Here is a 13,072-nt window from a genome sequence, read left to right on the forward strand (position 1 = left end):
ACCAACACCGCGCAATATGGCTGCAAACAGACTATTAAAGATTATCAACGCCACAAAAGGCTTATAACTGTGAACAGGCCTTTTAATTCTCAAGTAGAGCAGGATTAATAAAGACAGGCCAGTGACAATGAACAGCACCAGCAAAAATTGATAACTTACTTAGCCACTAATATTTGGCCTGCTCCCGATATGAATGCACACCACACCCAGAGTAAGACGGTGGACTTGCACATTAGTAAAACCCATTTTTTCAAACAGGCATTTGATCTGCTCCCGATCAGGAAATTCCAGAATTGAATGCACCAGGTAGTCATAAGCCTCAGGTACACGAGTAACCCAGGCGCCCAGGCGTGGAACCAGATAACGACAAAATACGCGATAGAAAGGGCGAATTGGAGCCCACGGATGCGATGCTTCGAGACAATAGAATTTTGCGCCTGGTTTAAGGACCCTCAGAATTTCCCGCAAGCTTTCTTCCATGTAAGTGACATTACGAATTCCGAATGCGCAGACCGCGGCATCCACCGAGGCATCGGCAAACGGCAGGGATCGCGTCAAACCCGCTACCCATTTCACATCCCGTATACCCGCTGATCGTCCCGCATTTATCATTGGAACACTGGCTTCCAGGACTACAACGAAACGATCGCGCGCCGCTAACCGCTTTGCCATTTCGCCACGCCCGCCGGCAATATCCAGTATGAATTGACCAGTGCGGGGGGCCATTTTTTTTACCAGTACCCGCCTCCAGTAACGATGGAGCCCCAAACTCTGCACATCAAGCAAACGGTCATAACGAGGCGCCAGGCGATGAAAGGTCTCAAACATCAGCCTGTCCCGTTCCTCCGGTGTTACCTCCTTCCCGGCAAACGTGTGCGAGTGGTCTATTTTATAACGTGGAGGCATTATGGGATCACACTGGCCTGGCTATCGCAAGCCACATAATTGCGATAACTGATAATAGTAGTGGTGGTAATGCAAGCGGCGCAAATCTGCGTTCATAACTATCGTACGAATTTATTTTATCCCTTGTTGAAGCAATATTTGGCTTTTGTGACGAAAATATTTGAGGTAACTGCACATGACCAAACCATATATCGGCAATTTCTATAGGTACAATTACGCACAATATCAACCCAATTTTCCATTTGAGCCACAACAAATCCAGCACTGGATAACCTTGAGTGATTAGCAACAAAATACCGCTTCCCAGCAATAAAAACAGTCCCAGATGTTCGAGCCAGAAAAACTTTAAAAAGTCCTGGTATAGTTGACGGAACTCATTACTTTGCTGATCCATCCGTCGCTTTGAAAGTTGCACTAACAACCATGCACCACCGGAAGGTCCAAGCCATAAAATCAGCCCTCCCACATGCATGAGCTTTAACAAAGGAAACCAGAATGTTATTTCTTTCATTTTAAAAAGCTGATAACAATAGTTCCACCGTTCAAGATTTTATTTCTGGTATTTTGATTTTTGATTTGCATGATCAAAACTTTGCATAAAGAAAAATTACTGGTTTACATTATTGTCTACCCAGTCACTACAAGGTAAACGCCTGATGCAATTCAGGCATCTCTACGTGAGTATTCTTTAATAACTTCGCAAAACTGTTCATACTGTCCTCTTCCCCATGTACCAGAAAGGTTGTCCTGGGATTGCCTGTCTGCTGATGCCAGGCAAGCAATTCTGCCTGGTCAGCATGTGCTGAAAAACCACCAATGGTATGAACCCTTGCGCGCACCGGAATCTCTTCGCCATAAATATTGACCCTTTTCGCACCATCGATGATGGATCTGGCCAGAGTGCCCCGCGCTGCATACCCGACAAAAACAATGCTGTTTTTTTTGTGCCATAGATTGTGTTTCAAGTGGTGGCGTACGCGTCCCCCGGTACACATACCGGAACCCGCCATGATTACCGCACCCCCATCAATCTGGTTAATCGCTATGGATTCCGCTGTCTCTCTGGTAAAGTGCAAACCGGGCAGATCGAACGGATCATACCCGTTATGCGAAATATCCAGTGTTTCAGCGTTATAACACTCCGGGTGTCGTTCAAATATCTGGGTAGCAGAAATTGCCATAGGCGAGTCAAGAAACACATTGGTATAGTGTTTGATCCTGTTATTTTCGACGCCTTCACGCAGGATATAAAGAATTTCCTGGGCACGCTCCAGTGCGAAAGTCGGAATAATGACATTACCGCCACGGCCAACAGTATCGTTGATCACGTCGTAAAGCTCATCGATTGATGGTTGCAACGGCTTATGTAAACGATCGCCATAAGTGGTTTCCATCACCACCGTATCCACGGCAGGGGGTATCGCCGGATCACGCAGTATTGCACGCCCGCTATAACCAAGATCACCTGAAAGCAGCAGGCGATGATGTTGATGACCTTCTGACAATTCAAGCAATATACTGGCTGAGCCAAGAATATGACCGGCATCAAGAAAAGTCGCACGGATATCTGGCGCTACTTCTACGACCTTGCCATAACGGGCACGGCGACCAATAAACTCAAGCGCGTTTAAGGCATCAAGCGTCTTGTAAAGCGGCTCATATTCACTAATTTTTTTACCGCGCCGTTTTGCCTTGCGCTGCTGGTAACGAGCCTCCTCTTCCTGGAGCCCGGCGGCATCCAGCATCACCAGTCGCGCCAGTTCGATAGTCGCCGCGGTAGTAATGATTTCACCCGTAAAACCTCTTTTAACCAGCAACGGAATACGTCCACAATGATCGAGATGCGCATGAGTAAGAAGCAGATAATCAATGGCGGCAGGATCAAATCCGAATGGTTCCGCATTTTCTTCAACAATCTCACGGCTTCCCTGATACATACCGCAATCAATAAGAATTTTTTTCCCGGCACATTCAACCAGATGACAGGAACCCGTAACTCCCCGGTCAGAACCGTGGAATGATATTTTCATTGTTTTCCCTTTTATTTAATAATCACAAACTGATTATCCAGTATCACACCTGAAGTGCAGCAACTTTTCTCAAATTTCTTGCTCCAGCTCAATTCTTTTATTTTTCTTTTCAAGCTTACTAAGCTTTCACGCTTCTAGCGTTCAGGCGAAATACCGCTTGAACTAAACTTATAGTACGGGTGCTTTAGCGAACAAAATACGCTTGGACAATCACCAGCTGTACAACTTATAAACGATAATTTGACGTATACGGAGTCCGTCTTATTGTCGATTCATTGTGTTATCCAGCTTCCGGCGAGGTGTATAATATTCACCCTGGCCAGTCGGCAAGATTAACCATAAGGCTCTGTATAACGGACCAATCCAGAAGAAGCACTAGCAAAATGCCCGATATGCTCTTCAATGAAGAGGAAACAGATCAAGCACCTGTCGGTGTTATCACCGAGGTTCATGGGCCCGTAGTGGTCATTGCCTGTGAACATTTGCCACCCTTACGCCAGGCCCTGCGTAGTCAGATCAATGAGGAAAGTTATCTATACGAGGTTCACCAGCATCTGGATAAACGTCACATCAGAGCCATTACTCTGCATGGTACCGCTGGATTGAGCCGCGGCATGCCGGTATACGACACCGGCTCGCCATTACACATTCCTGTTTCACCGCAGTGCCTGGGGCGACTGTTAAATATTTTTGGCGAACCACTGGATGGGGGTACCAGATTACCACAAACAGAGTTTCGCAATATCCATGGCAGCCCGGTAAAACTGGCGGATGCGGTGGGCGTCAGTGATGTACTGGAAACGGGTATCAAGGTTATCGATTTGCTGTGCCCGTTTGTCAAGAGCGGCAAGACCGGGCTGTTCGGTGGTGCCGGCGTTGGTAAGACCGTGCTGATCATGGAATTCATGCATGCAGTCGCAACCTTGCATAAGGGAGTCTCGGTCTTCGCCGGTGTGGGTGAACGTATCCGCGAAGGCCACGAACTCTGGCATGAAATGCAGGCGGCCGGTGTCATGCAACAAACCACCATGGTATTCGGGCAGATGGATGAATCACCTGGCGTACGATTTCGTATTGGAATGTCCGCCCTCACTTACGCCGAATATTTACGCGACACCTTAAATAAAGAGGTATTGTTCGTCATGGACAATATCTTCCGCTTTGTACAGGCAGGCAGCGAAGTATCCAGTCTGCTTGGGAGAATGCCCGCTACTGTCGGATACCAGCCAACACTGATTACCGAGGTGGCTGAGATGGAAGATCGCATTGTTTCCACTGGCCAGGGCGAAATCACTTCAGTACAGGCAGTATATGTACCAGCGGATGATATGACTGATCCGGCAGTAAGTGCTATTTTAAGCCATCTGGATACCACGGTAATCCTGTCCCGCGCTCAGGCCGCCAAGGGTATCTATCCGGCGGTAGACCCACTGCAATCAGGCAGCAAACTCATGGATCGCCATACCCTGGGTGATCGCCACTATGCGGTGGCAGAAGGTGTGCGCGAACATCTCGCACGATATCATGAACTGGAAGACATTATCTCCATGCTGGGTCTTGAGGAACTGTCACCCAAGGACCGGAAAATCGTTATGCGTGCACGCAAACTACAACGCTATCTTACTCAACCTTTCTGGGCAACGGCCTCACACTCGGGAATCAGGGGTGTTTCGGTTTCATTGCAGGATACCTTAAATGACTGCGAAGCCTTTATGCTGGGCCAGTTTGATGAACTGTCAGAAGAACAGTGCTACATGCGTGGCACCATGGCCGACAGGGATACGGCGATAAACGCAAATCCCGCAACGGAGGCAATAACATGAAGACCTTTAATCTGACGATCAGAGATACAACCCGTACCGAGCGTTTTGAGCATGTCACTTCTTTCGTTGGCGAAGACACTTCCGGCAGTTTTGGCATCCAGGCCAGTCATGCACGTCTAATGGCCTCCCTGGTTTCAGGTCTGGCACGTTTTCGCATCGCGAACGATTCCTGGCAATACCTGGCCATGCCCGGCGCGTTACTCTATTTTTTAAATAATGAATTAACAATCACTACACGACGTTATTTGCTCGATACAGATTACCAGCGCATCAGCAACGCACTACAAGAGCAGCTACTTGCTGAAGAAGAAAAACTGAAGACGATGAAGAACAGCCTGCATCGTATGGAAGAAGAAGTCCTGAAACGTATGTGGGAACTCGGTCGCAGTGAAGTTTAAACATTATGATACTGCCTAATTTAAACAACAGTAAAGGCAGGCAGCAAACCTGAATAAATGCAGAAACACATGCAAAAACCTATGCAAAAAAAACAGGAAGAACTTAAAAAACAGGTGGAACTCCAGACCCGGCGTATGCGCCAGGCCGAAGAGGATCATCCTACTTTAATTGCGCAAACTGTCTATGTGGGTACGCTAGGTCTGTTGTTTGTACTCCCGGTAGTGGGTGGTGCTTATCTTGGTCGATGGCTGGACAGCATGCTGGAAGGATATTCCATGCGCTGGACCCTGAGCCTGATTATCCTCGGCGTCTTCGTTGGCGCCTTTAATGTGTACCTGTTTGTGAGGGAGCACTAATGGAAGGCGAAGGTATCGGCGTTGGTACACTTTTTCAATGGGGCTTCATATCCATTACCAATACGGTGGTCACCACCTGGATTATCCTGGCGATCGTTGGTCTATTTGGCTGGTTAGCCAGTCGTCGCCTGTCGCTGGAACCCAGCCCTTTTCAGACTGCCATCGAAGGCGTCGTCAGTAGTATCGAAGAAGCCATTCGTGCGGTAGCACCCGAGCAAACACAACTGTTACTGCCGTTTATTGGCAGCCTATGGGTGTTTCTGGTAGTAGCTAATCTCAGCGGCCTGATACCGGGGGTACATTCCCCCACGCGCGATTTGTCCGCCACCGCGGCGCTAGCTATTTTAGTGTTTCTTTCGGTACACTGGTTTGGAATTCGCAGCCAGGGATTTAAAGCCTATATACGTCACTATCTTACTCCCAGCCCCATATTACTTCCTTTCCACATCATCAGCGAAATTACCCGTACCATCGCGCTGGCGGTACGCCTGTTCGGTAACATGATGAGCCTGGAAATGGCAGCATTATTAATTCTCATGGTAGCCGGGTTTCTTGCACCGGTACCTATCCTCATGCTGCATATCATCGAGGCCCTGGTACAAGCTTATATTTTCGGCACACTGGCACTTATATATGTTGCTGGTGGATTACAATCACAACAACTGCGTCAACGGCATCAGCATGAACACCCACAGCAGAGCCGCCAATCACAAAAGGAGTAAGCCATGCCTGATTTAACCGACTTTACTTTGGTTTCCACGGTAACCGCCGTGCTGGCCATTGCCATTGGTGTAATACTGCCAGCTTATGCCATGGGCCGCGCCATCAGCAGTGCCATGGATGCCTTATCCCGGCAGCCGGAGGCAGAGCGCGCTATCACCCGTACCCTGTTCATTGGCCTGGCCATGATTGAATCCCTGGCCATTTACGTGCTGGTAATCGTGCTTATTATTCTGTTCCGCAATCCGTTACTGGAATACCTATTAAAATGACCCAAAACGGCATCGGAATAACAACTGGAGTGCTATCGTGGAACTGAACTGGTCCACTTTTATCCTGGAGATCATTAACTTTCTGGTCCTGGTGTGGATCCTGAAGCGTTTTTTGTATAAACCGGTACTGAATGTTATCGCGCGTCGCAAGGCAGGCATCGAGCAAACGCTCGCTGATGCGAAAAAATTATATGATGACTCCGAGTCGCTGCGAAACCAGTATGAAAACCGTCTGCGTGACTGGGAACGAGAACGTCAGCAGGCACGTGATGAGTTACAGTCTGAGATTGACGAACAACGTGTGCAGTTAATGCAGGAACTGCACGCGTCGCTGGAACAAACACGGGAGAAAGCTGAAGTCAGCGAACAACGCCGTTTGCAGGATCTAATCAATAAAGGCGAAGCAGAGTCTTTGAAATACGGTGCACAGTTTGCAGCACGCTTGCTGGAACAGGCTGCGGGTCCGGACGTGGAAACCCGGCTGGTGAAATTATTCATCGATGAACTCAAGCGTTTACCCACAAAACGCCTCAATGCATTACGTACAGGCTGGGCGGAGGAACCGAATGAAGTACACATCGTCAGCGCCTATCCGTTGACAGAATCACAACGCGAGGAACTGGAACAGGCCATAAACAAACTGATGCAACGAACGCAATCATTCAATTTCAAACAGGACAACGCACTCCTGGCTGGCCTGCGTATCAGCATTGGTGCCTGGGTACTTGGTATTAATGTGCGGGATGAACTGAAAGGTTTCACGGAACTTGGTCATACAGAACTTAGTCATACGGAACCGGGCCATGAAAACTGAGACATCACATTCCGGATTTCTAAGAAAACAGGCTGAGTGGGTAGCGCGTTATCGCCCGGGCCTGCGTCTTAGCGAACGTGGTACGGTGGTGTCGGTCGGCGACGGTATTGCCTGGATTAGCGGTCTGCCCTCCGCTGCCATGGATGACATTCTCTACTTCGAAGATGGAAGCCAGGCCATGGTTTTTGACCTTACCGAGGAACGAATTGGTGCCGTGCTGCTGCGTGAAACTGAGCAGCTAACGGCGGGCACCTCGGTGCAACACAGCCGTCGTAGTTTAAGCATTCCGGTTGGCGATAATTTTCTGGGACGCATCGTCGACCCGCTAGGTCTGCCACTGGACGACGGGCCACCTGTACGCCACAGCGGTTGGCAAGCACTGGATCGCAGTTCCCCCTCGATCACATTGCGGGATTTCGTCCACCAACCTCTTTACACCGGAATCAAGGTTGTTGATACATTAATTCCCATAGGCAAGGGACAGCGACAACTACTCATTGGTGACGAGGGCCTCGGGCGCAGCTCAGTCGCACTGGATACCGTCATCAACCAGGCGGGTAAAAACGTGCGCTGTGTGTATGTACTCATCGGGCAAAAACGTTCCACCGTCGTCAACACTATCGACACGCTTCGGACATACGGGGCCCTGGATTTCACCACTGTTGTTGTGGCCGAAGCCAGCGCCTTGCCCGGCTTACAACACCTGGCACCCTTTGCCGGATGCGCACTTGCCGAACACTGGATGCAGCAAGGGATCGACACGCTGATCATCTATGACGATCTTTCAACACATGCCAAGACTTACCGTGAACTTTCATTGTTACTACGTCGCCCTCCCGGGCGTGAAGCCTATCCGGGTGATATCTTCTCGGTCCACGCTCGACTGCTGGAACGGGCCACCTGCCTCAACGCCGCCCATGGCGGTGGCAGCATTACTGCACTGCCTATCGTGGAAACCAAGTTAGGTGAAATTGCTGCCTATATCCCTACCAACCTGATCTCCATAACCGACGGTCAGATCTATCTGGATCGTAGTTTGTTTGCGGGTGGATTCCGCCCTGCTATCGATATTGCCCGCTCCGTTTCGCGTATCGGTGGCCAGGCACAACATCCACGCATAAAAGAAGAAGCTGGACGAATGAAACTGGATTACCTGCAGTACCTGGAACTTGAAGTATTTACACGTTTCGGTGCCAAACTGGAAACTTCCATGGAGGCAGCGATTCGCAAAGGTCGTTTGCTCCGTGAAATCCTCAAACAGGAACGTCTCTCCCCACAGCCCATCACCTTCCAACTGGCCTGGCTAATCGCCTTCAACAACGGACTATTTGAAGAAGATGAGCCCGAACAGATCCCCGCCCGGTTGTCTTTGCTGGAAGCCAGACTCAAACACAGCGCGCTGACCATCGATAGTCCACGCGAACACTGGTCAGATGCCGTATTGCAATGGTTAAGCACCCCGGCTAAAGAGAGTTCAAATTGACACGCCGTCGAGAACTGGAAGAACACCGGTATAAGCTTGGTGAGATTCGGGACATCATGAACTCCATGAAAATCCTGGCCTACATGGAAACGCGAAAGTTGAACCGCTTTCTTGATAACCAGCAGGCGATGATCGATAGCATTGAGGCAATAGCAGCAGACTTCGTCAGCTTCTTTCCGGAAACTCTGCCAGCTACTAAAAAAGCAATCGAAGTCTATCTTCTAATAGGATCGGAACGTGGTTTTTGCGGCAACTTCAACGAGGCACTACTTCCTGTCATGGAATCCTGCATTGCCGATGACACTAACAAAAATTCCATCCTGATCACTGTCGGTCACAAGCTGCATACTGTGCTCGAAGCTGATTCACGGGTAAGCGCCAGTATCGATGGTGCCAATGTAGTAGAAGAAGTAGAAATGGTACTAACCAATATCGTGGATACCCTGGTCAACTTGCTGACCACACACCCGACCCTGTCACTGTTTGCCATTTATCATGCTGAAGACCATGGCAGCGTGAGCTCAGAAGAAGAACAGCAGATTCTAATGCAAAAGCTGTTACCCCCCTTCGAGCGTTATCAGGGCAAGATACCCGGCTTCCCCCATCCCCCCATCCTTAACGTGCCGCCAGCAGATTTTTTTCTGGAGCTGACAGACCATTACCTGCTATCGGCTCTGCACGAAATACTTTACACCTCGTTGATGGTAGAGAATCGTCGGCGCGTGCAACATCTGGATGGTGCCGTGCAACACATCGAAGAAAAGACTGCCGAACTTACCAGTAAATGCAATGCACTGCGCCAGGAGGAAATTATCGAAGAAATAGAAGTTATTCTACTCAGTGCTGCCAGCCTTGATAGTGAACAGACAGAAGGAAAATTAACAGACGAATAGAAGATTCGGTAAATGACAATGCTGGAAGTGTGCAATAATTTTTTGTTGCCAGAAGACCGTAATTGGTACTGCACTGAAGCAATGATTCCCTGAATACTCAGCTAGTCCGCTAATTATTATCTAGCAGTATATAAGTAGCCACTGGTAACAGCAGGCCCTCATTATTTTTAGCGTTTTCAAGTAGCGGTTCAGTTTATCCTTAGAAAACTAACACCGAGCAATACGGCTGCAAACAGACTATTAAAAATTATCAACACCAAAAATGGCTTATAACTGTGTACTGGTCTTTTAATCCTCAAGTACAGCAGGATTAATAAAGACAGGCTAATGATTATAAATACGACCAGGAAGGGTTGATAAATATTTAAAACAATTCGAGTAAAAATCGGTAATTCCCGTATAAATCCCGCTACCTGCAACTGATATTCCGAGATCAGGAAAAAAAGTGCCAGGTATAAACAACAACTTACTATCGTTAAAGCAATAGATAACCACCTGATCCATACGGGCGCCCGTTGTAACTCAAGCGCGTCCTGGACCCAGCCACGCTCAAGTTTTGCCAGGTTCGAATCTTTTAAATCGGGCTCCATTTTAATGTGTCACCAATATCAACGTGAGGATAGTTCCATCTATGTTTAACTAAATATGAGTAGAGATAAATCTAAAAAACCACATAGACCGGATATCGGCAGATACATGCCAATTCTTTGCAGGTTTTCACAAGTGACTTCACCCTGTGCGGCGGGAATTGAACAATATTTCCAGCACTAGCAACATACTGTTCTGCACGGCTTTTTACTATTTCTCCAGGCAATAGCAACGAAAAATTAGACCCAGTTCTCATTCGTTGAGATTACTAGTCGTAATTTGCGATTTTTTTGCTATTAATTAGGTTTCCCAAAAGTGAAAGTGTTTGCCAAACGCGGAGATGTATATGCGAAATGAATTTTATAAAGTACTGGTAAGTTTGTTTACTTTAGCAGTTGTAGCGGGATGTTCCACTACGTCTGAAATGATAGAGGAACCCACCGTGCAAGCGGAACAGGAAGCTGTACCGGAACAAGTAGCAATTCAGGAGCCTGCCCAGGCCGCGCCAGAAGCGGATGTGACCTTGCAAACTACATTCTATTTTGATTTTGATGATGCCACGCTACGACCTGATGTTCGCGAGGTATTAGCAGCACATGCCGAGCGAATAAAAACTGAATCTCAAAATGTGCGTATTGAAGGCTATGCCGATGATCGTGGAACAGAAACGTATAACAAAGCACTCGGACAGCGTCGCGCAGAAGCAGTAAGGGATTTACTGATATCTAAGGGCGTCAATGCCAGTCAAATAGAAACCTTGAGTTTTGGTGAGAAAAATCCCCAGGCCTCAGGTAGTGGCGAGATCGTGTGGCAGCAAAATCGCCGCGTTGTATTAAAATAAGCAGATCCGCAATTAACGATAACCGGACTTGGCATAAGAATAATTCGCTGAGTCCGGCTTGCCAAAGTCAGGCTGAAATCGTTGACAATTAATTCTTCATCATTAAGCAATTCCTTTTTTTACGCTAAGGCAAATCCTCATCCTGCTCGGCAATGACTAGCAAACCGGTACAACGCCACTAAGACGCTACCAAACCACTTCGCCGACCTGAGAATGTTGCAAAATCGCTATAAACATTAACTAGCAAATCTAGTAATGATCATTCTGGCCAGTTTTGTGAACTGGATCACACCCATTTCCCCAACTGGCGCGTTTATCTTAAGGTAGTATCCCGAAAAAGAGGCAAAGAGACTCCTATGACTTCAAGTAGTAACGCAGTTTTAGTAAATGAACAAAGAAAATATCCTCGATTTAACATGCAAATTCCTGCCAGTGTAAGGTTAAAAGATGGCGTTCATTATCAGGGCAATACAAACAACGTCAGCAATAATGGCGCATTTGTTGAGTATAGCGGCATCACCGATATCACTAGCGAAACACACTGTATATTGACTTTGTTTGTAGAAGGAAAAAACTATTCAGAGGAAATAAAAATTAAATGTATTATTAAGCCGGCTCGAAAAGGTGGTATAGGCCTGGAATTTAAAACCATGTCGGTGAATGACTTTGTAAACTTCATTGATTTACTTTCCAGCAACGCACCTGATCCTGAAAAATATTTTGCTGAGCTGAAAAATAACCCTGGTGTAGACCTGGTGAATGAAATCTAATACTAAAAACCTAACAACACATTAACAACATAATAAAGAAGCAACGGGGGGTCAGATCACAATTATTAATGGGTTTACCTGCCTCCAAACTCAATTGGGATCTGCCTCCTTTTTTTTAGCACCCAAACCCTTCAGTTACACCGCCAGCCCTATTTAAAAAAGGCCACTGCTGAGTGGCCTTTATTTGCATCACTATCATTATTACTTACACCCTGGTTTACAATTCCGCACCGTGTGAAATCAACAGGTCAACGACTTCCGGCGAAGATCCGATTTTGGCGAAGCGTAGCATCGATACGCCGCTGGGTAATTTATGATTAACACTGGCGCCAGCTTTGATTAACGAGCGACATAAAAGGTAGTCCTGAGAGAAAATAGCTATAAATAGCGGTGAAACGCCCCTGTTATCTGTAGTATTAACATTGGCGCCTCGTTCCAATAGCAGATTCACCACTTCTTCCCAATGGTTGTGCCAGCGATTGTCGCCAGTAGCATTTATATCGACCTGGTTGGCGGCGTGTCCCAGCACTGATATCATCAATGCTGTTTGCCCGTCTTTGTTACGAGCTTCGATATTGGCCCCCCTGTCTAACAGCTTATTACTGACCTGGGGGTAACCTAGCAGCGCCGCCGAAATAAGCGGCGTAAATCCGAGATTATCCCTGTGTTCGAGTGAGGCACCCAGTTTTAGCAGTTCATGCGCTAATTCGGGGGGACCAAACATTGCCGCGAACAGGGGTGAATGCCCGTCCTTGTCGGTCTTGTTCAGGAGTTTCTCGTCTTTTACATAATTCAGGAATTTTTCATTATTACCATCGCTTGCCAGGTAAACCAGTTCATCGATTTGTTGACTTGCGACTAAATCAGCAGAGATTGAAGGGGAATACAGAAAAACGACAAAAAAGAAGGAACTTAATAAGCTAGATACAACATTAGCCATTGATTACTACCACCACTACTTTATACAACTTACATTCCTGTATCGGATGATGTGGTTGATATTCAATAGTCCGCAGCAAACTATGTTCTTAAAAACCAGGAATTGTGCACTGAATCACATAGTAAATATCATTGGCACATCAACCTACAGGAAGATTTAGCGTTAGATATATAGTAGGACGCGGCGTATTTAGAATAAAAGTGACGCCAGAGAGACGAGATCCTGTAACCTGGTCAA

The 13,072-nt window shown here is 47.3% G+C and carries 14 protein-coding genes; 10 read left to right on the top strand and 4 right to left on the bottom strand.

The annotated features are described in order from the left end of the window. Positions 1 to 159 precede the first annotated feature (159 nt). From ACWVCM_RS02060 to ACWVCM_RS02070, 3 genes are all read right to left on the bottom strand, one after another. The gene (locus ACWVCM_RS02060) at positions 160 to 906 is read right to left on the bottom strand and encodes a ubiquinone/menaquinone biosynthesis methyltransferase (RefSeq protein WP_455200040.1); all 747 of its coding nucleotides are present in this window, start codon (positions 904 to 906) and stop codon (positions 160 to 162) included. 7 nt (positions 907 to 913) lie between these two features. Next, on the bottom strand, positions 914 to 1,417 hold the full coding sequence (locus ACWVCM_RS02065; protein WP_455200041.1) for a hypothetical protein: 504 nt from the start codon (positions 1,415 to 1,417) through the stop codon (positions 914 to 916). A 127-nt stretch (positions 1,418 to 1,544) separates the two neighbouring features. Beyond that, positions 1,545 to 2,936 (bottom strand): MBL fold metallo-hydrolase RNA specificity domain-containing protein, encoded by a 1,392-nt coding sequence (locus tag ACWVCM_RS02070; protein ID WP_455200042.1) that lies wholly within the window; start codon positions 2,934 to 2,936, stop codon positions 1,545 to 1,547. A 392-nt stretch (positions 2,937 to 3,328) separates the two neighbouring features. Between ACWVCM_RS02070 and atpD the strand changes: the two genes are divergently transcribed. The 10 genes from atpD (at position 3,329) to ACWVCM_RS02120 (ending at position 11,895) form a co-directional block, all read left to right on the top strand. Further along, the gene (gene atpD / locus ACWVCM_RS02075) at positions 3,329 to 4,759 is read left to right on the top strand and encodes a F0F1 ATP synthase subunit beta (protein WP_455200053.1); all 1,431 of its coding nucleotides are present in this window, start codon (positions 3,329 to 3,331) and stop codon (positions 4,757 to 4,759) included. Further along, positions 4,756 to 5,157 carry a F0F1 ATP synthase subunit epsilon gene (locus ACWVCM_RS02080; RefSeq protein WP_455200043.1) on the top strand — a complete coding sequence of 134 codons (402 nt, stop codon included), beginning with the start codon at positions 4,756 to 4,758 and terminating at the stop codon, positions 5,155 to 5,157. Before atpD ends, ACWVCM_RS02080 begins: the two co-directional genes overlap by 4 nt. Positions 5,158 to 5,226: 69 nt before the next feature. After that, complete coding sequence (locus tag ACWVCM_RS02085; RefSeq protein WP_455200044.1) at positions 5,227 to 5,514, top strand: AtpZ/AtpI family protein; 288 nt, start codon at positions 5,227 to 5,229, stop codon at positions 5,512 to 5,514. Then, positions 5,514 to 6,236: a F0F1 ATP synthase subunit A gene (locus ACWVCM_RS02090; protein ID WP_455200045.1), complete on the top strand. Its 723-nt coding sequence runs from the start codon at positions 5,514 to 5,516 to the stop codon at positions 6,234 to 6,236. Before ACWVCM_RS02085 ends, ACWVCM_RS02090 begins: the two co-directional genes overlap by 1 nt. A 3-nt stretch (positions 6,237 to 6,239) precedes the next feature. Then, a complete protein-coding gene (locus ACWVCM_RS02095) occupies positions 6,240 to 6,506 on the top strand; it encodes a F0F1 ATP synthase subunit C (protein WP_455200046.1) in 267 nt (88 codons plus the stop codon). Between the two features lie 37 nt (positions 6,507 to 6,543). Next, complete coding sequence (locus ACWVCM_RS02100; RefSeq protein ID WP_455200047.1) at positions 6,544 to 7,320, top strand: F0F1 ATP synthase subunit delta; 777 nt, start codon at positions 6,544 to 6,546, stop codon at positions 7,318 to 7,320. After that, on the top strand, positions 7,310 to 8,803 hold the full coding sequence (locus ACWVCM_RS02105) for a F0F1 ATP synthase subunit alpha (protein WP_455200048.1): 1,494 nt from the start codon (positions 7,310 to 7,312) through the stop codon (positions 8,801 to 8,803). Before ACWVCM_RS02100 ends, ACWVCM_RS02105 begins: the two co-directional genes overlap by 11 nt. Further along, positions 8,800 to 9,696 (top strand): F0F1 ATP synthase subunit gamma, encoded by an 897-nt coding sequence (locus ACWVCM_RS02110; protein WP_455200049.1) that lies wholly within the window; start codon positions 8,800 to 8,802, stop codon positions 9,694 to 9,696. The genes ACWVCM_RS02105 and ACWVCM_RS02110 overlap by 4 nt, the downstream gene beginning before the upstream one ends. A gap of 934 nt (positions 9,697 to 10,630) precedes the next feature. Beyond that, complete coding sequence (locus ACWVCM_RS02115) at positions 10,631 to 11,125, top strand: OmpA family protein (RefSeq protein WP_455200050.1); 495 nt, start codon at positions 10,631 to 10,633, stop codon at positions 11,123 to 11,125. Positions 11,126 to 11,481: 356 nt separating this feature from the next. Continuing rightward, positions 11,482 to 11,895 carry a PilZ domain-containing protein gene (locus ACWVCM_RS02120; RefSeq protein ID WP_455200051.1) on the top strand — a complete coding sequence of 138 codons (414 nt, stop codon included), beginning with the start codon at positions 11,482 to 11,484 and terminating at the stop codon, positions 11,893 to 11,895. Positions 11,896 to 12,112: 217 nt separating this feature from the next. Here ACWVCM_RS02120 and ACWVCM_RS02125 read toward each other — a convergent pair whose 3' ends face one another. Further along, the gene (locus ACWVCM_RS02125) at positions 12,113 to 12,835 is read right to left on the bottom strand and encodes an ankyrin repeat domain-containing protein (RefSeq protein WP_455200052.1); all 723 of its coding nucleotides are present in this window, start codon (positions 12,833 to 12,835) and stop codon (positions 12,113 to 12,115) included. Positions 12,836 to 13,072: the final 237 nt, after the last annotated feature.

It is taken from the genome of Kaarinaea lacus (assembly GCF_975902315.1).

Excerpts from the sequence above, each read along its gene's own strand:
- ACWVCM_RS02060 (WP_455200040.1), bottom strand. The coding sequence starts at position 906 with ATGCCTCCACGTTATAAAATAGACCACTCGCACACGTTTGCCGGGAAG.
- ACWVCM_RS02065 (WP_455200041.1), bottom strand. The coding sequence starts at position 1,417 with ATGAAAGAAATAACATTCTGGTTTCCTTTGTTAAAGCTCATGCATGTG.
- ACWVCM_RS02070 (WP_455200042.1), bottom strand. The coding sequence starts at position 2,936 with ATGAAAATATCATTCCACGGTTCTGACCGGGGAGTTACGGGTTCCTGT.
- atpD (WP_455200053.1), top strand. The coding sequence starts at position 3,329 with ATGCTCTTCAATGAAGAGGAAACAGATCAAGCACCTGTCGGTGTTATC.
- ACWVCM_RS02080 (WP_455200043.1), top strand. The coding sequence starts at position 4,756 with ATGAAGACCTTTAATCTGACGATCAGAGATACAACCCGTACCGAGCGT.
- ACWVCM_RS02085 (WP_455200044.1), top strand. The coding sequence starts at position 5,227 with ATGCAAAAACCTATGCAAAAAAAACAGGAAGAACTTAAAAAACAGGTG.
- ACWVCM_RS02090 (WP_455200045.1), top strand. The coding sequence starts at position 5,514 with ATGGAAGGCGAAGGTATCGGCGTTGGTACACTTTTTCAATGGGGCTTC.
- ACWVCM_RS02095 (WP_455200046.1), top strand. The coding sequence starts at position 6,240 with ATGCCTGATTTAACCGACTTTACTTTGGTTTCCACGGTAACCGCCGTG.
- ACWVCM_RS02105 (WP_455200048.1), top strand. The coding sequence starts at position 7,310 with ATGAAAACTGAGACATCACATTCCGGATTTCTAAGAAAACAGGCTGAG.
- ACWVCM_RS02115 (WP_455200050.1), top strand. The coding sequence starts at position 10,631 with ATGCGAAATGAATTTTATAAAGTACTGGTAAGTTTGTTTACTTTAGCA.
- ACWVCM_RS02120 (WP_455200051.1), top strand. The coding sequence starts at position 11,482 with ATGACTTCAAGTAGTAACGCAGTTTTAGTAAATGAACAAAGAAAATAT.
- ACWVCM_RS02125 (WP_455200052.1), bottom strand. The coding sequence starts at position 12,835 with ATGGCTAATGTTGTATCTAGCTTATTAAGTTCCTTCTTTTTTGTCGTT.